The sequence below is a fragment of the Thiosocius teredinicola genome (assembly GCF_002009425.1).
Taxonomy (GTDB): domain Bacteria; phylum Pseudomonadota; class Gammaproteobacteria; order Chromatiales; family Chromatiaceae; genus Thiosocius; species Thiosocius teredinicola.
Genome location: NZ_CP019936.1, coordinates 50296 through 69090 on the forward strand (window position 1 = coordinate 50296; position 18795 = coordinate 69090).

The window sequence follows — 18795 nt, forward strand, 5'->3', positions numbered from 1 at the left end:
CCCCCGTATCGCCCGGTACGGGGGTTTTTTTGTGCGTGCTGGGGCGTGGTCCCGAGGGGCGCTTGTCTATTCGGAGCGGGCTTCGCGGCTGAGCAGATTGCGTACGGCAGCCGACGGTTCGAGGCCTTCGTACAGCACCTGGTAGGTCTGTTCGGTGATCGGCATCTCGACCGCCAGTGACGAGGCCTTGCTGCGCACTTCGCGTGCCGTGCCGACGCCTTCGACCTCTTGGCCGATCTCCTTTCTCGCGGCTGCGATGTCCAGGCCGCGTGCCAGTGCCAGGCCCATGCGCCGGTTGCGCGATTGGTTGTCGGTGCAGGTCAGTGCGAGGTCACCGAGCCCGGCCAGGCCCATGAAGGTCTCGGGCTTGCCGCCCATCGCCAGTCCCAGTCGGGTGATCTCGTGCAGGCCGCGCGTGATCAAGGCCGCGCGGGCATTGGCGCCGAAGCCCAGGCCATCCGAGATGCCGGCGGCGATCGCCATGACATTCTTGCTGGCGCCGCCGACCTGCACGCCGATCAGGTCGTCGCTGGTATAGGCGCGAAAGTTTTCGCCGTGCAGGTAGCTGGCGACCCGCTCGGCGTTTTCCATCCGGTTCGAGGCCACCGTAATCGCGGTCGGCAGGCCGCGCGCGACCTCGCCGGCGAATGTCGGGCCGGATACTACCGCCATGTCGGCCTCGGGCAGGTGGCGTTCGACCACGGTGCTGAGCAGCTCGTTGCTGGCGTCGTCGAAACCCTTGGTCGCCCAGCTCAGCGAGCGGATATCCGGGCGGATCGCGGCGACCTGGCGGCACACCGCGTCGAAGGCATGGCTGGGCACAACCAGCAGAACCTCTTCGGCCTCACCGATACAGGCGGTGAGGTCTTCATTCGGCTGCAGCGACTCGGGCAGCGCAATGCCCGGCAGGTAGCGCCGGTTTTCCCGGTCTTGCCGCAACGCCGCGACTTCTTGTGCGTCGTGACCCCACAAGGCGACCTTGCAGCCATTGCGCGCCAGCTGGATGGCAAGAGCCGTCCCCCACGAGCCGGCGCCCAGGACGGCCAGTTTTGGGTCGACGCTGCTCAACTCAATGGGCGTTTTCGGTTTTTTCGCTGGTCTGGGCGGCCTGCGCCTGGCGCTTCTGAGCGTACATCGCCTCGAAGTTCACCGGCTGCAGCACGAATTGCGGGAAGGTACCGCGGGTGACCAGGTCGGAGACCAGTTCGCGCGCATAGGGGAACAGCACGTTGGGTGCGGCGATACCCATCAGGGCGTCGAGTTCTTCGGCGGCGAAGCCCTGCACCAGGAACAGACCGGCCTGTGCGACCTCGACCAGGAACACCGTTTTGTCCTGGTGTTTCGCCTCGACGGTTACCTTGAGTACCAGCTCCAGGCTGCCGGGGGCGATCTCGTTGACCTTGCTGTTGAGGCCGACGCTGATCTCCGGGGTCCAGTTCTCCTGGAAGATCGCCGGCGAGTGCGGTGCTTCGAAAGAAATGTCCTTGGTGTAGATGCGTTGTACCAGGAATTGGCGTTGGGCTTGTTGTTCGTCGCTCACTGTTATCTCCTGCGGAACCGGTTATTTGCGTTTCACCGGCAGATTGGCGTTTTCCCAGGCCATCATTCCACCACGCAAATTTTTCACGTTTTCGAAGCCGTGCTTACGCAGCATGCTGCAGGCCGCACCGGAGCGCGAGCCCGAGCGGCACACTGCCACGATCGGTTTGTTGCGATGTTTTTCGAGCTGTTTGAGACCGTTGTTCAGGCCGTTCAGCGGGACATTGATCGCGTTGACGATATGGCCATCTTTGAACTCGGCCATCGAACGTACGTCGAGCACCACGGCATCTTCGTGATTGATCAGCGCGGTCGCGCCGAGCGGGTCAACGGCGTTCTTGCCGCCGGGATCGGTGATCAGATTCCAGGCCAGCGCCGCCAACACCGCCAGAAATGCCCCAACCAGCAAGGTGTGGTTGCCGGCGAATTCCAAGAGTTGTTCCATGTTGCCTCGCCACCGCCGGTCAGCGATTGCCGGCGCTACAAACGACGAAACGGGAGGCGGCTGCCTGCCCGTTCGCTCAAAATTTAATGTAGACGCCGGTGGTCGGCCGCAGCGAGCGGCTTAGTGCTCGTGCGTACAGAACACTTCGCGCATCATGCCGATCAGGCGCAGCGTGCGGTTGTCGCTGACCCGATAGAACACGCGGTTGGCGTCTTTGCGGGACGTGAGGATACCCTTATCACGCAATATGGCAAGGTGCTGCGAGATGTTGCTCTGCGATGTCCCCACATGGTCGACGATATCCTGCACGCTGACTTCCTCGTCACCGAGGGTGCACAGGATTTTGAGTCGCAGCGGATGTGACATGGCTTTGAGGGAACGCGAAGCGCGGTCGATGTCTTCGTCGCCTTCGAGAAGTGACAGTTCGTTTTCTGTGTCTAGATCGTCGTCGTGCATAGAACCAGTGGAACTCTCATACAGGTGCACCGAAATATCCTCCATCAATGGGCTATTTACTAGCCTCTAATCTAATAATAGACAGCTATTGGAACAGGAAATCGGCACCAAGGGCGAGCATTTTTCTTGAATTTAAGCCTAATTTTCACTTATGGCTGTGGGGTTATATGCGCTTCGGGTAGCAGGCTCGGGGCTAAAATGGTTCAATAGCATGCGCCGCCAACGGCATGTCCGTGCCTCTGGGCGGTGTCGAATTTTTTATACTTTTCATAGGGTTATTTGGCTGTCGTCTGCCGGACAGGCGATCCAGCCGAGCGAAGCACAAATATGAGTAGCAAGGTGCGTCCTGCGGTACTGCTGATCCTCGATGGATGGGGTCTAAGTGACAATACCGACCACAACGCGATCAACGCAGCCGGCAAACCGAACTGGGACCGTCTGTGGAACGAGTACCCACACACCGAAATCCGCACCTCGGGTTCGGCCGTCGGACTGCCCGGAGGGCAGATGGGCAACTCCGAAGTCGGCCACCTCAACCTGGGGGCCGGGCGGGTGGTGTACCAGGAATTCACCCGCATCAGTCGCTCGATCCGCACCGGCTCGTTCTTCACCAACCGTACCCTGACCGACGCGGTCGACCAGGCCGCCCAAGCCGGAACGGCGGTGCACATCCTTGGTCTGTTGTCGCCGGGCGGCGTGCACAGCCACGAAGAACACATCCATGCGATGACCAAACTGGCCGCCGAGCGCGGTGTTGAACGCATCTACATCCACGCGTTTCTCGACGGCCGCGACATGCCGCCGAAGAGTGCTCAGCCATCGCTCGAGGCCATGGATGCCGTGCTTGCGGAGATTGGTTGCGGTCGTATCGCAACCATCGTCGGTCGCTATTTTGCGATGGACCGCGACCATCGTTGGGACCGTATCAAGCGCGCCTACGACCTGATCACCGACGGCAAGGCCGAATACTGTGCAGACACCGCCGTGCAGGCCCTGCTGGCGGCCTACGAACGGGGTGAGACGGACGAGTTCGTTAAAGCGTCATGCATCGGCGAGCCGGTAAAGGTGGCCGATGGCGACGTCATCATCAATATGAACTACCGCTCCGACCGGGCACGCCAGATCACCCGTGCCTTCATCGAGCCGGATTTCGATGGCTTCGAGCGCGCGCGCGTGCCGCAACTTGCGGCGTTCGTATCGCTGACCGAATACAGCAAGGATTTCGATATCCCGGTCGCTTATCCGCCGGAGCGTCTCGAAGATACCTTCGGTGAGTACATCGCCAAACTCGGCCTGCTGCAGCTGCGCATCGCCGAGACCGAAAAATATGCGCACGTCACCTTCTTCTTCAATGGTGGTGTCGAGGCTCCCAACGAAGGCGAAGATCGCATCCTGGTGCCGTCGCCGCAGGTCGCCACCTACGACCTTCAGCCGGAGATGAGCGCCTACGAGGTTACCGACAAGCTCGTCGCGGCGATCGAAAGTGACCGCTACGACACCATCATCTGTAACTATGCGAACGGCGACATGGTCGGCCATACCGGCAACTTCGATGCTGCCGTGAAGGCCATCGAGGTGCTCGACGCCTGCGTCGGACGAGTGGCTGAAGCCGTTGAGAAGGTCGGTGGCGAGATGCTGATCACCGCCGATCACGGCAACGCCGAGCAGATGCTCGACCCCAAGGCCGACCAGCCGCACACCGCGCACACGCTCAACCCGGTACCGCTGATCTATGTCGGCAAGGCCGCCGCCGGCCTGATGGAGCACGGCGCCCTGTGCGACATCGCACCGACCCTGCTGCAGATCATGGGGCTGCCGCAACCGGCCGAGATGACTGGCCGCTCGTTGTTGCAGATGGCTGACGCCGACGCGGCCTGATCGCGTTATCTCGCGGTTTGCGATCGCTTATTGCTATGCTGCCGGCGTGTCTTACCGGTAGGTACAAATTGCCACCCATGCCGCGCGCTTTGCTGTTTCTCGTGTTGTTCGCTTTGCTGCCGGGCATCGCCTCGGCGGCGTCCGATTCTGCGGAACAGCGCGCCAAGCTCAAGGCCCTGCGCGAACGCATCGCCGACCTGCGCGAACAGATGCAGGCCAAGACCGGCGAAAAAACCGAGGCCTCGGAGGCATTGCAGAACGCCGAACAGCAGATCGGCCGGCTGGCGCGCAAGGTGCGCGTGCTCGACGGCCGGCTCGAGCGACAGCGCGACCGGCTCGACGGTCTGCGTATCGAACAGGCGGCCCAGACCAAGGCATTGCAGCAGCAGCGCCGGGTGCTCGCACGCCAGGTCCGGGCCGCTTATGCGATGGGTCGACAAGAGCGACTGAAGATTCTCCTGAACCAACAGGACCCGGCCACCGTCAGTCGAATGATGGTGTACTACGACTACCTGAGCCGCGCGCGGGTGCAGAAGATGCGCGTGATTCACGAACACATGGCGCAGCTCGCGGAGACCGAACACGAGATCGCCACTGAAGAGGCCAAGCTCGAGCGTTTGCGCGGCGAGCAGGAAACGGAATTGCTGGCATTGCGCGGCTCGCAGGCCCAGCGGCGGGCGATCGTCGAGCGCCTGACGCTGGAACTGAGCGACCAGAGCAAAAACCTCGACCGCCTGCAGTCCGACGAACAGCAGCTCAAGACCCTGATCGACGGCCTGGAGCGCGCCCTGGCCGACATCCCGGCAGAACATCCCCAACAAACGCGTTTCTCCGGTCTGCGCGGCAAGCTGCCGTGGCCCGCCAGCGGTAGCATCGTCAAGCGGTTCGGCGCGCCGAAGCTCGGAAACCTGCAGTGGGACGGTGTTATGATCTCAGCGCCCGAAGGGCGCGAAGTGCGTGCAGTGCATCACGGCAGGGTCGCCTTTGCCGATTGGCTGCGTGGATTCGGTCTATTGTTGATCGTCGATCACGGCGACGGCTACATGACACTTTATGGGCACAACCAGAGTCTGTTCAAAGAGGCCGGCGACTGGGTCGACGTCAACGAACCGATTGCCCTGGTCGGCAGCAGTGGCGGCCGCGAGCGCTCTGGTGTGTACTTTGGTATCCGGCATGAAGGGAAACCGGTGAATCCGGCCAAATGGTGCCGGCGCGCCACCGGCAATAAGGTGGGTTGAACCGCATCCGCAGGGTGGTGCGGCAGATTGAGGACGTTATGAAGCAAAGTTTGCCCGCAGCGCTGGCTGCCGGATTGATCGTCGCAACCGGGATGCTCGTCACCCCGTTCGGCGCGCTGGCTGAAGAAACCAAGCCGAGCAGCGATCTGCCGCTCGACGAACTGCGGATATTCGCCGAGGTGTTCGGGCGGATCAAAAACGACTACGTCGAACCGGTCGACGATCGCAAACTGTTGAACTTCGCCATCGAAGGCATGCTCAGCGGACTCGATCCACACTCGGCCTATCTCAACGAAGACGACTATCGCGACCTGCGGGTCGGCACCAGCGGCGAGTTCGGCGGCCTGGGGATCGAGGTCGGTATGGAGAACGGCTTCGTCAAGGTCATTTCGCCGATCGACGACACGCCGGCAAAGCGCGCCGGGGTTCAGGCGGGCGACATCATCATCCGGCTCGACGAAAAGCCGGTGAAGGGCATGACGCTGGATGAAGCGGTCAAGATGATGCGCGGCAAACCCGGCACCGAACTGACCCTGACCATCGTGCGCGAAGGCGCGGACAAACCGCTGGAGATCACGGTCGTGCGTGACGTGATCAAAACCGTCAGCGTCAAGCAGCGCCTGATCGACAAGGGCTACGGCTATGTGCGCATCTCGCAGTTCCAGGCGCGCACGCCCGAAGACATGTTGAACGGTATCGGCAAGCTCAAGCGCGAGGCCGGTGGTTCGCTCAAAGGCCTGATTCTCGACCTGCGCAACAACCCGGGCGGGGTATTGAACGCCGCCGTGGCGATCAGCGATGCCTTTCTGACCGACGGCACCATCGTCTACACCGAGGGCCGGATCCGCGATTCGCAGCTCAAGTTCAAGGCCGCACCGGACGACGTGCTCGATGGCGCGCCGATCGTCGTGCTGGTCAACGGGGGGTCGGCGTCGGCCTCCGAGATCGTCGCCGGTGCGCTGCAGGATCACCAGCGCGCGGTGATCATGGGCCAGCAGACCTTCGGCAAGGGTTCGGTGCAGACCATCGTGCCGGTCAACGAGCGCACTGCGGTCAAGCTGACCACCGCACGCTATTTCACGCCCAACGGCCGGTCGATCCAGGCCGAAGGCATCGTGCCGGACATCAAGCTCGGCAATGTGCGCCTGACACGCGGCGAAGAACAAGCGCCTAAACTCAAGGAAGCCGACCTGGCGCGGCACCTGGTCAATCCGGAAGAGGATGGCGAGGTCGAGAAACCCGCCCAGCCGAAACCCAAGAGCGAAGACGAAGAGGCCGAGAACGACTACATGCTCAGCGAAGCACTCAACCTGCTGAAGGGACTTGCCATACTTCGGCCGAACAAGGCCTGATGGCGAGGGCGGGGCAATGCGCCGGCTGATCTGCGGCCTGGCCCTGTGCCTGCTGGCCGTTGTTGTGCAGGCGGAGCCGATCGCGCGCGTCGCCATCATCATCGACGATCTCGGCAACAGCCTCTCGCTCGGCCGCAAGGCGGTCGATCTGCCCGGCGCCCTGACCTGTGCGGTGCTGCCTGACCTGGCTCACAGCCGCGAACTGGCCGAGCGCGCCCACCGCGACGGCAAGGAAGTCATGCTGCACCTGCCGATGCAGACCGCAGACGGTCGCCTGATGGGCCCGGGCGGCCTGCACATGGATATGACCCGCGAGGGCTTTGCCCGCAAGGTCAAAGCCAACCTCGATGCCGTGCCCTACGCAGCGGGCGTGAACAATCACATGGGCAGCCTGCTGACGCGTCACCCGGGAGCGATGCGCTGGCTGATGCAGGATCTCAAAAGTCTCGGCAGCTACTACTTTGTCGACAGCCGCACCGATGTGCGTACCGTGGCGCGAGACCTGGCGCGCGAAGAGGGCCTGGCGAACGCCGAACGCGATGTGTTCCTCGATAACCAGCGCAATGCCGATTACATCCGCGGCCAGATGCGCCAGCTGATCCGCGAGGCGCGCCGCAACGGTACGGCGATCGGGATCGGTCATCCCTATCCTGAAACCATCAAGGTCCTGAAGGAGATGCTGCCGAGGCTCGCCGATTACGGCATCGAGCTGGTTCCCGTCTCCGAACTGGTCGAACCACGGAGCGAACAACTATGGCACGCGTCCTCGTCCCCCTTGCAAACGGTTGCGAAGAACTCGAAGCGGTAACCATCATTGATCTGCTGCGCCGCGCGGGCATCGAGGTGGTGGTCGCCGGTCTCGGCGACGGCCCGGTCAAGGCCAGCCGCGGCGTGGTCCTGGTGCCCGATACCACGCTCGATGCGGTCATCGATGACGATTTCGACATGATCGCCCTGCCCGGTGGTCTACCCGGAGCCAACTACCTCGATGAAGACCCCAGAATCCATGCCCTGCTGCAGCGCATGGCCGAAAACGATCGTTACACCGCGGCGATCTGTGCGGCGCCGAAGGTGCTGCTCAACGCCGGGCTGCTCGACGGTCGAAACGCCACGGCATACCCCGGGGTGATCGACGGGATGGTTACCGACAAGGCCAGATTGCTGTCGGATCCGGTCGTGGTCGACGGCCGCGTGGTGACCTCGCGCGGCCCGGGAACGGCGATGGATTTTGCACTTACCCTTATAGAAAGGCTGCTTGGTGCCGACAAACGTCAGGAAGTTGAAGCCCCTTTGATGCGCACATGAGGTTTTTTTGAGCAATGGCTTTTCGTCCAGGGAAAATTTTGGCTGTGCTGCTGGTTCCGGCAGCGGTCTATGGTGTCGCCAAGGGCGTCATGTACTTCAATGCCAAACAGGCCGCCGATGACTTCGTTGAAGCGGCGCGTCCGCACGCCGAGGTTCGCTATACCGATATCAGTACGGACCTGACCGGTGGGGTCACCTACAAGGGCATCACGGCGTCGCCTTATGGCGAGTCGGAAAGCATCACGGTGGATGCGGTGCGCATCTCCAGCAGCGATCCGCTGGCGTTTATCAAGACGGCCGAATGGCTGCCCGGTGAGAAGAAGCTGCCGGACAGCGTGTCGTTCCAGATTATGGGTATGCACGTGCCGATGTCGTTGGCCGAAGGCAGCATGCTCGACCAGCCGGCGATCCCGGCTATGGCTGTCGAGGGTGACGAGCAGTCCTCGCTGTGTGCCGGCGGCCTGGATATCAACGCCCGCCTGTTGGGCGCCATGGGATTCGACGAGATGAACATGGACATGGACGTGAACTACACGCTGAACGAGGCGCAGCGTACCCTGGATGTGAGTATCAGTTCGGAACTGCACGATGTGCAGTCATTCCAGGTGTCGGCCACGTTCACCGACGTCGACGTGCAGACCTTGTCGAACGGTGCACCGCCGGCCTTCAATCTCGGCGGTTTTACGGTCGCTACCACGGTGCTGCCGCAGTTCGGCCACCGTGCGCTCAAGACCTGCGCAGCCGGTACCGGAAAGACGGTGCAGGAATGGAGCGCGATGCTCGCCGACATCGATGAGCAGCGCCTGCAGTTGGCCGGGCTGACGCTTGGCGACGGCCTGAAGCGCGCACTGCGTACCTTCTATAACGACTGGGGCGAGGTCGAGGTCAAGGCGTCGCCGAAACAGCCGGTTGGCGTGCTGAGTCTCGCGTTTCTGCCACCGGAACAGTTGGTGAGAACCTTGTCGGTCGACATGCGCCTGAACGGCAAACCGGTCGGCGACACCAGCTTCACCTGGGTACAGCCCGACAACCAGCAGCTGAGTGCTTTGTTCGGCATGCAGCAGCCGGGTGGAGCGCCGGCCGCAGCGAAGCCGGCCGAACAGCCGCGCCGTATTCTGGTGCGACGTGAATACGAGAACGTCCCGGTGGCCCGTCTTGGAGAATTCATCGACCACCAGGTTCAGCTCAAGCCGCGTGGACAACCCATGCGCGAGGGCAAACTCAAAGGCGTGCGCAATGCGCTCGCCGAAGTCGAACAAACGCTGCACGGCGGCAAGTACACCGTGTACGTGCCGTTAGCCGATATCGTGACCGCGCAGGCGCTGGTTCAGCGCGAGGTTAAGCCGGTTCAATAATCCGGTTTTCACGATGTGACAACGCCGGGGAACGCTCTGCTCCCCGGCAACCCCGCTTGGGTCCCCCAGGGTTTTTCCTAGCTGCTATGTTTACTTGAGGGCTTGTTGGGGCCGATTGACGCTGTTCAGTCCGAGTAGTGTTAACAGGCCTTGCCGGACAGCAGAGGTCGCCCGGTCCTCCTGTCTTAATCGCCCGCTTATAACACTGATAAAGAGTCCCGCCGGGACCACCAGAGCGTAAGGAGAACCCGATGTCTGACAAGACAGAGCAGCCCTTGGCCGCTCCCGAAAAGCAAACCCAAGATCCAGAGCGCCGACGTTTTCTTAAATCCTCCGTGGCTGCAGCGGGGGGCGCGGCCATTCTGGGCGCACCCTGGATTCGCGACGCCAAGGCCGCCCAAACCACTACCTGGAAAGTGCAGACCTCGTGGCCGGGTGGTATCGGCCTCGACACCTTCAAGGCGTGGTGTAACAGCATCATCGAGAAAACCGGCGGCGAGCTCGCCTTCCAGCCGTTCGGCGCGAAAGACGTGGTTGGCGAGTTTCAGCTGTTCGACGCAGTGAAGAACGGCGTACTCGACGCGATGAACCCGTTCACGATCTACTGGGCCGGTCGCATGCCGGCGTCGGTGTTCCTCACGTCCTACCCCATGGGCCTGCGTTATCCGCACGAGTGGGATGTTTTCTATTACGCCCTCGGCGGCCTCGAACTGGCGCGTGAATTGTTCGCCAAGTTCGATATGCACTACGTCGGTCCGATTCACCATGGTCCGAACATCATTCACTCGAAGGTACCGATCCGCTCGATTGACGACTTCCGCGGCCGCAAGATGCGTCTGCCCGGCGGCATGGTCGCCGAGCTGTTTCAGGCGGCCGGTGCCAAGACCACGTTGTTGCCCGGTTCGGAGATCTTCCCGGCGCTCGAAAAAGGCACCATCGATGTGGCTGACTATGTCGGCCCGGCGATCAACTATGCCCTGGGCTTCCACCAGGTGACCAAGTACATCTCGATGGGCCCGCCCGGGTTCATGTCGATCTACCAACCGGTCGACCTGATGGACCTGACGGTCGGTAAGAAGTCGTGGAACGCCCTGTCCGACAGCATGAAGCAGTTTGTCGAGATGGAGGTGCATGTCTATTCCGACCTGCATCATGCGGCGATCCAGAAGGCCGACCAGGAGGCCTGGGCCAAGTTCACCGAGGCCGGCACCGAGGTCACGCGCCTGACGCAGGACGATGTCGACGCGTTCACCGAACTGGCGGTACCGCTGTGGTTCAAGTGGGCCAACAAGGATCCGGATGCGGCACGCGTGTTCAAGATTCAGCTCGACTACATGATGTCGGGCTCGCTGGGCTACGTGACGCCGGACATGGTAGAGGGTCATTCGCTGAACGTCTGACCACCGCGAGAGCGGGCATCCGTGAGGGTGCCCGCGCTCTAGATGGCTCTGCTGCTTGAACGGGTTGAAGGACACTGGCTGAGCAGCCGCTTGGGTGCTTGGGAATTTCGGTTGAAACCGGCAGCTTGTCAGACAGCACATTGTGTATCGGGTGTCGTTGTATTCGAATCTCCGCTGTTACTCGTTCGCCAGGCCAAGGTGCGACGCGGTACATACGTGTGCCGCGCCCTTCGGTCCGGCGTTCGCCTGTTGCCATCGGCTCACAGCAGATCGGTCGCTCAAGTGAGCGCCGCGGCTTTCGTGTACGCAGCGACGTGGTGTCACAACGGTGGCGGAACTCGCGGCGCCTTCGAATACGGGTGCAACATGCAGGTTAACGCGCATGCCTGAAATCAGTTTTGTTCTGCCGCACTGGCTCTATTGGGCAACCTTGCTGTTGTTTCCGCTGTTTGCCGCTTGGCTGTATCGGCGTTCGCGCCACAGGCAGAGTGATCAGCCGGTATCGACCGGGCTTGCCTATTTTTTCTGGGCGACCGGTGGCTTCCTCGGTATTCACCGCCTGTACGTGAAAAGCCCGATCGCGGCGGTGTTCTTGGCGCTGCTGGTGGGCGTTCTGTTGATCAACGTCGAGGCACGGCTCGTGCGTGACGAGGTGTCAGCAGGCGCCAACGCGGTCAAGCTGGCGGAGAGCCGAATCAGTCGCGGTGAGCGCAACGTAGAGAAGGCGCAGAAGCGCCTGCAACGCAGCGACAGCGAACGTAATCGCACGCGTCTCGAAGACGCCGAGTCGAAACTCGTCGAGGCCAAACAGCGCTTGGTGACGGCACAGGCCGAGAACACTGCAGCGCAGGAGCACGCCGCCTACTGGAGCAATCTCGCGATGGCGGCCGGGGCGGCCATCGTGCTGTTGATGTTGATCGACGCCTTGCTGATTCCCAGGTTGGTCGCGCGTTGCAACGCGCGCGAACACGTTCCCCGCGAAGAGGGCATAGCGCTGCCGTGCGCCGAGACGGTGCCTGAGTTCACGTTGGACAAGTCGCTGCCCTGGTACGAGCGCTATGTCGATTGGTTCAACGCAAAGGCGGGGGAGTTCGTCGCCTACTGGTCGTTGATCGCGGTATTCGCCTATTACTACGAGGTCGTCGCACGCTACGTGTTCAACTCGCCGACCAACTGGGCACACGAGGCGATGTTCCTGATGTTCGGCATGCAGTACCTGATCGCCGGCGGCTTCTGCCTGCGGGAGAACGCGCATGTGCGGGTCGATGTGCTGTACACGCATCTGAGCGAGCGCGGCAAGGCGCTGGCCGATCTGATCACGTCGGTGTTCTTCTTTATCTTCACGGTGACCCTGCTGGTGACCGGCTGGATCTTCTTCCACGATGCCTGGTCGGCGCAGGAGGTGTCCTTCACCGAATGGGGTATTCAGTACTACCCGGTGAAGTTCGCCCTGCCGCTGGGGGCCGTGCTATTGCTGCTGCAGGGCATCGTCCGCCTGTTCAACGACGTCGCCGCCTATCGCGGCCTGCGTCATCTGCCACCGGAGTCGCACTGTGGGGCTTGAAATCGACATCCTGTGGCTGACCGTACTGATGTTCGGCTCGCTCGCCATCCTGTTGATGGCCGGCCTGCCGCTGAGCTTCGTTACCGGCGGCCTGGCCTGCGTGTTCCTGTTCCTGTTCGGCGACGCGCAGATGCTCAACATCCTGCCGTCGCGCATCTTCCCGTTGATGACCGATTACCAGTTATCGGCGATCCCGCTGTTCATTTTCATGGCCTCCATGCTGGAACGTGCCGGCATCATCGAAGAGCTGTACGACATGGTGTACAAGCTGCTCGGCGGCTTGCGCGGCGGCCTGGCGGTCGCGACCATCATCGCGTCAACCTTGCTGGCCGCGATGTGCGGTGTGATCGGGGCCACCGAGGTCACGATGGGCATGATCGCCTTGCCGGCGATGGTGGCACGCAACTATCACCCGACGATCGCCTGCGGCTCGATCCTGGCCGGCGGCACGCTCGGCATCCTGATCCCGCCATCCATCCTCGCCATCCTGTTCGCCGTGGTTGCGCAGCAGTCGGTTGGCGAGCTGTTCATCGGCGCGGTCGTGCCCGGCCTGATCCTGTCGGGCATGTATATCCTGTATGTGCTGATCGTGACCTTCTTCAAGCCCGAAGCGGGTCCGGCGCTGCCGCCCGAGGAACGCGTCGATACGCGCGAAAAGCTGCGCCTGCTGAAGAACATGATGGCACCGATTGCACTGGTCACCTTGGTGCTCGGCATCATCTTTGCCGGCATCGCAACGCCGGTCGAGGCCGCCGGTGTCGGCACCTTCGGTGCGATCGTGGTTGCGGCGATGCACCGTCGCCTGTCGTGGGAAAATACGCGCGCTGCCGCGCTGACTACGCTTAGGGTTACCGGCATGGTGTTGTGGATCATCTTCGGCGCGACCCTGTTCGTCGGTTTCTACGTGGTCAACGGCGGTCAGCAGTTCGTCAACGAAACCATCATCGGCACCGGCCTGGGGCCGTACGGCATCCTGACCTTGATGATGGTGATCCTGGTCATCCTCGGTATGTTCCTCGACTGGGTCGGTATCCTGCTGCTCGCCGTGCCGATCTTCGTGCCGCTGATGAAGACCCTGTCGTTCGATGGCGTGTTCGGCCTGCCCGGGGTGGCGCCGGAAGAGCTCGCCTTGTGGTTCGGCGTTGTCTACATGGTGAACATGCAGATGTCGTTCATCAGTCCGCCTTTCGGCTATGCCCTGTTCTACCTGAAGAGTGTTGCGCCGCCCGGCGTGACAATGGCGCAGATCTATCGCTCCTCACTGCCGTTCCTGTTTCTTCAGGCCGTCGGGCTGGCGCTGTGCATCATCTTCCCCGAGATCGTTCTGTGGTTGCCGCGGCAGGTCTACGGTTAGGAGCCCGGCGATTCAACTGCAGTAACAAACTTCCTGAATCCTTAAGGCAATTGACGTGTGTCATTTAGCGCGGCTTGTCTTGGGCGCTAGTATCGCGATCCGTTTTCCAATACGACTGATAAGCGTTCACGATTCAGATAACAATGAACAATACCAAATACTATTCGCTCTTTGTGATCCTTCTATTAACCCTGTGTGGCGGGGCTTCGGCAGCGTCGAGCCTCGGACCGGCGATCGACAAGGCCGGCAGTCAGCGCATGCTGACCCAGCGCATGGTCAAGGCCTACGCGTTGTTGGGCATGGACCTCAACCCGGGGGCGCGCGGTGAGCTGAATGCGGCGTTGACCCGCTTCGACAAACAGCTCAAAGAGCTGTCGAAGGTCGCCGAAACCAGTGAAGAGAACGAGCAGATCGACAAGACCCGGCTGCTGTGGAGCGAGCTTCGCACTGAATTGCTGAACGCGCCCGACGCCAGCCGTATCGGACAGGTCAACGATCTCGCCGAACTGCTGTTGCAAGAGTCTCACCAGTTCGTGCTGTTGCTCGAAAAACGGGCCGGCACCCAGGCCGGTGGCATGGTCAACCTTGCCGGGCGCCAACGGATGTTGTCGCAGCGCATCGCCAAGCTCTATCTGTTGGAGACATGGGGTATGGACGCCGCGTTGGTGCAACAGCAATACCAAGGCGCGGTCGATGAGTTCAGCACCGCCTTGATTCAACTGCACGGTGCCAAGATCAACACGGCGGAGATCACCGACGCCCTTTCCCAGGTGGATAAGAACTGGAAGATCTTCAACATCAGCAACTACAGCAAGAAGTACAACACGCGTGTGCCCTCGCTGGTTGTTCGCTCAATGGATAAGATCATGGCGCAGATGAACGACGTCACAGCGATGTACGCCAATCTGCACTGACAGCCTCTCGGCGTGCACAAACTTGTCGCAATGCCGACATCTCGGGCCGGTGGTGGCCTCGATCTTCAGTAGGGAATCCTCGATGAAACAACGGGTTCACAAAGCGGCCTGAAAAGTGCTTGGTTGGTGGCTGACACTTTGATGCGGATACGGCTGTCGTCGACCGGCCGTCTGCGAGGTTGGTGTATGGAGTTGTACAGATGAGGAATGCTCAGAGGTTGTTGCGCTCGGCCGTTGCATGGGCTGCGCTGATGATCGGCGCGACCGCATCCGGCGACCAAGTGAATGTGGCGGTTGCCGCAAATTTCACCGCAGCGATGAAAGAGGTCGCCGCCGGTTTCGAGAAAGCGACCGGCCACAAGGCCGTGTTGAGCTTCGGCTCGACCGGCAAGCTCTACGCGCAGATCCTTCACGGCGCGCCGTTCGGCGTGTTTCTCGCTGCCGACCAGGAGAGGCCGCGAAAGCTGGTCGAGGCGGGCAAGGCCAGCGGTCAGTTCACCTATGCCAACGGCAAACTCGTGCTTTGGAGCAAACAGGAAGATCTGATCGGCGACACGGCCGACGTGTTGAAGAACGGAGGCTTCAAACGGCTGGCCATCGCCAATCCGAAGACCGCACCCTACGGTGTGGCGGCCATGCAGGTGTTGGATTCGCTCGGCATTGCCAAGGCAGTCCGCCCCAAGCTCGTGCGCGGCGATTCGATTGCACAAACCCACCAGTTCGCTGCCACCGGCAACACCGAACTCGGCTTCGTCGCCCTGGCCCAGGTGGTGTTGAGCGACGGCGGTTCACGTTGGATCGTGCCGCAAGAAATGTATGACCCGATCCGCCAGGATGCGGTGCTATTGGCGAAGGGAACGGATCAGCCCGCCGCGGCGGCGCTGCTCGATTACCTCAAAGGCGACGAGGCGCGCGCCATCATCGAGCGCTACGGGTACGGTCTGGAATGAGCTGAATCGAAACCCTGTTGCGGCCGGCGCCGCAATTCGGGAAACAGCGTTACCACATCAGATCGTCGGGCACCTGATAGTCGGCATAGGGATCATCGCCATCTGCCGGTTTGTCTTCGGGCAGATCGATCACCAGGCTCGAATTGCGTTCGCGGATCTTTTCTGCGATCGCGGGCGGCACCAGTTCGAATACCCCATTGTCGTTGACGATTTTGAGTTTGCCGTCGCTGATCAGCTTGTGGGTGTCCGCTGAGACGAAGATGCGCTTGATCTTGCCTTTGTTCTCGAAGTGGAACGGCACGTCGTCGTCTTTCTCGCTGCGCGGGTGCTTGTGACCGCGGACCAACTGGCGCACCTCGGCCGCCACCTCGCGTTGGCGGCGCACCTCGTCACGCTGCTTGTTGAGTTCACGGTCGCGCGCGGCCTTTTCGGCGCGCGCTTTCTCGACGGCGGGATCAACCGGCTTCGATTTCGCAGCCTTGCGCTTGGCCTTGGGCTGTTGGGTGCGATTCTTCTTTTGCTGTTTTTTTGCCTGGTCGATCTTGGTCTGATCGATCAAGCCGGCTTTCAACAATTCGTCTTGCAGTGAGTTACCCAAAGTCCGCCCTCCACGTTAACGGGCAATATCGCCGTGCCGGACTTTCCACCGATAGCGGTGTCTGCCGTGATTATCGGTCGAACAAGGGGACAATTTCATGGCAAAAAACACAAATTGGCGCTGAACGCTTCTGATGCAGCGATTCGTCGCATTTATCAAGCCGCCTATCGACGCATTAGCGGCGGAAGGACAGTGCCAGCAGCAAGCCGCCGGTCCCGCTGAGCGCCGCCATGGCCCACATCGGATTCAGCACGTGGCCGATATCGATCAGGCCGCCAACCAGCACACCGGCGATCAGCAGGCTGCCACCGACGATGCTGGTTTGCGTACGCTTGTTGCCGGTGCGGATCTCTTCGTGGATCTCATCGAGTTTTTCCGATTCCCACTGCACCTTCAGTTGCCCGTCCACGGCTTTGCGTAGGAAACGATGCGCCAGCAGCGGGACTTCGGGCAGGTCTTCGGAGATCTGCGGCAGCTGGTCTTTGAGGCGGCGGACGAATGCCTTGAGGCCGACCTGCTCCGACATCCAGCGTTCCATGAATGGCTTGGCGGTGCTCCACAGATCGAGCTGCGGATACAGCATGCGACCAAGTCCCTCGATGTTCAGCAGGGTCTTTTGCAACAGCACCAGCTGCGGCTGCACCTCCATGTTGAAGCGACGCGCCGTCTGGAACAGCCGCAACAGGAAATGACCGAACGAGATTTCGCTGATCGGCTTTTCCCAGATCGGCTCGCAGACGGTGCGGATGGCGGCCTCGAAATCCTCGATGCGCGTGGTGCTCGGCACCCAGCCTGATTCGACATGCAGCTCGGCGACCTTGCGGTAGTCGCGATGAAAGAACGCCAGCAGGTTCTCGGCAAGGTAACGTTGGTCACCGGTCGTCAGGGTGCCCATGATGCCGAAGTCGACGCCGACGTAGCTGCCGTCCGGGCGTACGAAGATGTTGCCCGGGTGCATATCGGCGTGGAAGAAGTTGTCGCGAAACACCTGGGTGAAGAAGATCTCGACGCCGCGTTCGCCAAGCTTTTTCAGGTCGATGCCCTTGGCGAGCAGTTCGTCGATCCGGTCGACCGGAATGCCATAGATGCGTTCCTGCACCATGACGTTCTCGCGTGTGTAGTCCCAGTGGATCTCGGGCACGTAGAGAATGTCGCTGCCGCTGAAGTTACGCCGCAGCTGCGCACCGTTGGCGGCTTCACGCATCAGGTCTAGTTCGTCGTGGATGGTCTTGTCGTATTCCTCGACGACCTCGACCGGGCGCAAGCGGCGCGCTTCGCGCGAATACTTGCGCGCCAGTTTGGCGATCGTAAACAGCAGGTCGATGTCCTGTTGGATCGTTTTCTCGATGCCGGGGCGGACAACCTTGACCACCACCTTGCTGCCGTCGTGCAGGGTTGCTGCGTGCACCTGGGCAATCGAGGCCGACGCCAGCGGCTCGCTGTCGAACTCGGCGAACAGTTCGCTGACCGGCTTGCCCAGTGAGCGTTCGATGATGGCCTGCGCACGCTTGCCGGGAAAAGGCGGGACTTGGTCCTGCAGTTTCGACAGTTCGGCGGCGATGTCGTCCGGCAACAGGTCGCGCCGGGTCGACAGGATCTGGCCGAACTTCACATAGATCGGGCCGAGGTCTTCGAGTGCGCGCCGCATGCGTACGCCGCGCGGCGGCTTTTTGCCCCAATAAAACGGTGACAGGAATCTGAAGAAGCGAATCGGTCGAAACAGGTGCGCGGCAAGGATGACCTCATCCAGACCGTGTCGCATCAACACCCAGCCGATGCGCATCACGCGCAGGCTTTCTCGAATCGGGATCACGCGCCGTCACCCCGGCGTGCTTTCTCCAGCAGGGCGATGCGTGCTTCGAGGCGTTCGACATCGTCGCGCAGCGTATCGACGTCGCTCACAAAGTCTTCGACTTCGTAGCGATGCGGCAGCACGCGCGTTTCTTCGGTGAGGTATTCGGACAGGTTCTGTTCGGCACTATCGCGCATGCGTGCGCCCTGCTGCATGGCGGCGCGTACGCCGCGCCCGATCTCATGTGCGGCGATGTCGCCGGTCAGGCGCGACAACTGTTCTTCCCAGTCGATATCGAGGCTGCCGAGTGCTTCGCTGAAGCGTTGTGCGAGCTTGGCGTCGCCGTCGATGCTGACGCGCCCGGCGAACAACTGGGCCGTACCCTGGTTCTGCTCGTTGGCCCGCATCAGGTCGAACGCACTGCCGCGCAGGGTGCAGTCGGGTTCGCCTTCGATCGAGCCGAGCATCTGCAAGCGGCCGTCATGGCCCGGCACCATGTTCAGCGCAATGCCTGTGCCGCTAAGCTCGATGCGCACGCTACTGCCGTGCAGGGTTGCCAGCCGTCTGGCGGCATCCGGGTCGAGGGCGATTACCGCGTTGATCGATTGTTCCAGGCCTTCGAGTGCGAGGTCGCGCAGTGTCATGCCGACAGGCT

At 61.6% G+C, this 18795-nt stretch carries 18 protein-coding genes; 11 read left to right on the plus strand and 7 right to left on the minus strand.

Translation table 11 applies throughout. From position 1 onward, the window contains the following. Positions 1–66: 66 nt before the first annotated feature. The 4 genes from B1781_RS00210 to B1781_RS00225 form a co-directional block, all read right to left on the minus strand. The gene (locus tag B1781_RS00210) at positions 67–1068 is read right to left on the minus strand and encodes an NAD(P)H-dependent glycerol-3-phosphate dehydrogenase (protein WP_078117769.1); all 1002 of its coding nucleotides are present in this window, start codon (positions 1066–1068) and stop codon (positions 67–69) included. 1 nt (position 1069) lies between these two features. Further along, a complete protein-coding gene (gene secB, locus B1781_RS00215; protein ID WP_078117770.1) occupies positions 1070–1540 on the minus strand; it encodes a protein-export chaperone SecB in 471 nt (156 codons plus the stop codon). Between the two features lie 21 nt (positions 1541–1561). Continuing rightward, positions 1562–1984 (minus strand): rhodanese-like domain-containing protein, encoded by a 423-nt coding sequence (locus tag B1781_RS00220; RefSeq protein WP_078117771.1) that lies wholly within the window; start codon positions 1982–1984, stop codon positions 1562–1564. A gap of 120 nt (positions 1985–2104) precedes the next feature. Next, positions 2105–2440, minus strand: a complete 336-nt coding sequence (locus B1781_RS00225; protein ID WP_078117772.1) for an ArsR/SmtB family transcription factor — start codon at positions 2438–2440, stop codon at positions 2105–2107. A 327-nt stretch (positions 2441–2767) separates the two neighbouring features. Here B1781_RS00225 and gpmI point away from each other — a divergent pair, with 327 nt between their 5' ends. The 11 genes from gpmI to modA all read left to right on the plus strand — a co-directional run bounded on the left by gpmI (position 2768) and on the right by modA (position 15750). Further along, positions 2768–4318 (plus strand): 2,3-bisphosphoglycerate-independent phosphoglycerate mutase, encoded by a 1551-nt coding sequence (gpmI, locus tag B1781_RS00230; protein ID WP_078117773.1) that lies wholly within the window; start codon positions 2768–2770, stop codon positions 4316–4318. Positions 4319–4395: 77 nt separating this feature from the next. Beyond that, positions 4396–5556: a murein hydrolase activator EnvC family protein gene (locus tag B1781_RS00235; protein ID WP_164513188.1), complete on the plus strand. Its 1161-nt coding sequence runs from the start codon at positions 4396–4398 to the stop codon at positions 5554–5556. A gap of 38 nt (positions 5557–5594) precedes the next feature. Then, on the plus strand, positions 5595–6908 hold the full coding sequence (locus B1781_RS00240) for a S41 family peptidase (protein WP_078117774.1): 1314 nt from the start codon (positions 5595–5597) through the stop codon (positions 6906–6908). A 16-nt stretch (positions 6909–6924) separates the two neighbouring features. Continuing rightward, positions 6925–7716, plus strand: coding sequence for a divergent polysaccharide deacetylase family protein (locus B1781_RS00245; RefSeq protein ID WP_078117775.1), 792 nt, complete (start codon positions 6925–6927; stop codon positions 7714–7716). Further along, positions 7662–8213 carry a DJ-1 family glyoxalase III gene (locus B1781_RS00250; RefSeq protein WP_078117776.1) on the plus strand — a complete coding sequence of 184 codons (552 nt, stop codon included), beginning with the start codon at positions 7662–7664 and terminating at the stop codon, positions 8211–8213. The genes B1781_RS00245 and B1781_RS00250 overlap by 55 nt, the downstream gene beginning before the upstream one ends. A gap of 44 nt (positions 8214–8257) precedes the next feature. Next, positions 8258–9568, plus strand: a complete 1311-nt coding sequence (locus B1781_RS00255) for a hypothetical protein (RefSeq protein WP_078117777.1) — start codon at positions 8258–8260, stop codon at positions 9566–9568. Positions 9569–9819: 251 nt separating this feature from the next. Beyond that, positions 9820–10968, plus strand: coding sequence for a TRAP transporter substrate-binding protein DctP (gene dctP / locus B1781_RS00260; RefSeq protein WP_078117778.1), 1149 nt, complete (start codon positions 9820–9822; stop codon positions 10966–10968). Between the two features lie 382 nt (positions 10969–11350). Further along, complete coding sequence (locus B1781_RS00265) at positions 11351–12532, plus strand: TRAP transporter small permease subunit (RefSeq protein ID WP_078117779.1); 1182 nt, start codon at positions 11351–11353, stop codon at positions 12530–12532. After that, positions 12522–13886, plus strand: a complete 1365-nt coding sequence (locus B1781_RS00270; RefSeq protein WP_078117780.1) for a TRAP transporter large permease — start codon at positions 12522–12524, stop codon at positions 13884–13886. Before B1781_RS00265 ends, B1781_RS00270 begins: the two co-directional genes overlap by 11 nt. Before the next feature lie 143 nt (positions 13887–14029). Beyond that, positions 14030–14800, plus strand: coding sequence for a type IV pili methyl-accepting chemotaxis transducer N-terminal domain-containing protein (locus B1781_RS00275; protein WP_078117781.1), 771 nt, complete (start codon positions 14030–14032; stop codon positions 14798–14800). 200 nt (positions 14801–15000) lie between these two features. After that, positions 15001–15750 (plus strand): molybdate ABC transporter substrate-binding protein, encoded by a 750-nt coding sequence (gene modA / locus B1781_RS00280; RefSeq protein WP_078117782.1) that lies wholly within the window; start codon positions 15001–15003, stop codon positions 15748–15750. Positions 15751–15799: 49 nt separating this feature from the next. Here the strand turns inward: modA and B1781_RS00285 are convergent, their stop codons facing one another. The 3 genes from B1781_RS00285 to B1781_RS00295 all read right to left on the minus strand — a co-directional run bounded on the left by B1781_RS00285 (position 15800) and on the right by B1781_RS00295 (position 18784). Continuing rightward, positions 15800–16348, minus strand: a complete 549-nt coding sequence (locus B1781_RS00285; RefSeq protein ID WP_078117783.1) for a DUF2058 domain-containing protein — start codon at positions 16346–16348, stop codon at positions 15800–15802. A 175-nt stretch (positions 16349–16523) separates the two neighbouring features. Beyond that, the gene (gene ubiB, locus B1781_RS00290; RefSeq protein ID WP_078117784.1) at positions 16524–18161 is read right to left on the minus strand and encodes a ubiquinone biosynthesis regulatory protein kinase UbiB; all 1638 of its coding nucleotides are present in this window, start codon (positions 18159–18161) and stop codon (positions 16524–16526) included. After that, positions 18158–18784 (minus strand): ubiquinone biosynthesis accessory factor UbiJ, encoded by a 627-nt coding sequence (locus B1781_RS00295; RefSeq protein ID WP_078117785.1) that lies wholly within the window; start codon positions 18782–18784, stop codon positions 18158–18160. The genes ubiB and B1781_RS00295 overlap by 4 nt, the downstream gene beginning before the upstream one ends. Between the last annotated feature and the right edge of the window lie 11 nt (positions 18785–18795).

What these genes read in the sequence shown, in the direction of transcription:
- gpmI (WP_078117773.1), top strand. Translation starts at nt 2,768, where the DNA reads ATGAGTAGCAAGGTGCGTCCTGCGGTACTGCTGATCCTCGATGGATGG.
- B1781_RS00240 (WP_078117774.1), top strand. Translation starts at nt 5,595, where the DNA reads ATGAAGCAAAGTTTGCCCGCAGCGCTGGCTGCCGGATTGATCGTCGCA.
- B1781_RS00225 (WP_078117772.1), bottom strand. Translation starts at nt 2,440, where the DNA reads ATGCACGACGACGATCTAGACACAGAAAACGAACTGTCACTTCTCGAA.
- B1781_RS00235 (WP_164513188.1), top strand. Translation starts at nt 4,396, where the DNA reads ATGCCGCGCGCTTTGCTGTTTCTCGTGTTGTTCGCTTTGCTGCCGGGC.
- modA (WP_078117782.1), top strand. Translation starts at nt 15,001, where the DNA reads ATGAGGAATGCTCAGAGGTTGTTGCGCTCGGCCGTTGCATGGGCTGCG.
- B1781_RS00220 (WP_078117771.1), bottom strand. Translation starts at nt 1,984, where the DNA reads ATGGAACAACTCTTGGAATTCGCCGGCAACCACACCTTGCTGGTTGGG.
- dctP (WP_078117778.1), top strand. Translation starts at nt 9,820, where the DNA reads ATGTCTGACAAGACAGAGCAGCCCTTGGCCGCTCCCGAAAAGCAAACC.
- B1781_RS00295 (WP_078117785.1), bottom strand. Translation starts at nt 18,784, where the DNA reads ATGACACTGCGCGACCTCGCACTCGAAGGCCTGGAACAATCGATCAAC.
- B1781_RS00265 (WP_078117779.1), top strand. Translation starts at nt 11,351, where the DNA reads ATGCCTGAAATCAGTTTTGTTCTGCCGCACTGGCTCTATTGGGCAACC.
- B1781_RS00250 (WP_078117776.1), top strand. Translation starts at nt 7,662, where the DNA reads ATGGCACGCGTCCTCGTCCCCCTTGCAAACGGTTGCGAAGAACTCGAA.
- B1781_RS00275 (WP_078117781.1), top strand. Translation starts at nt 14,030, where the DNA reads ATGAACAATACCAAATACTATTCGCTCTTTGTGATCCTTCTATTAACC.
- B1781_RS00245 (WP_078117775.1), top strand. Translation starts at nt 6,925, where the DNA reads ATGCGCCGGCTGATCTGCGGCCTGGCCCTGTGCCTGCTGGCCGTTGTT.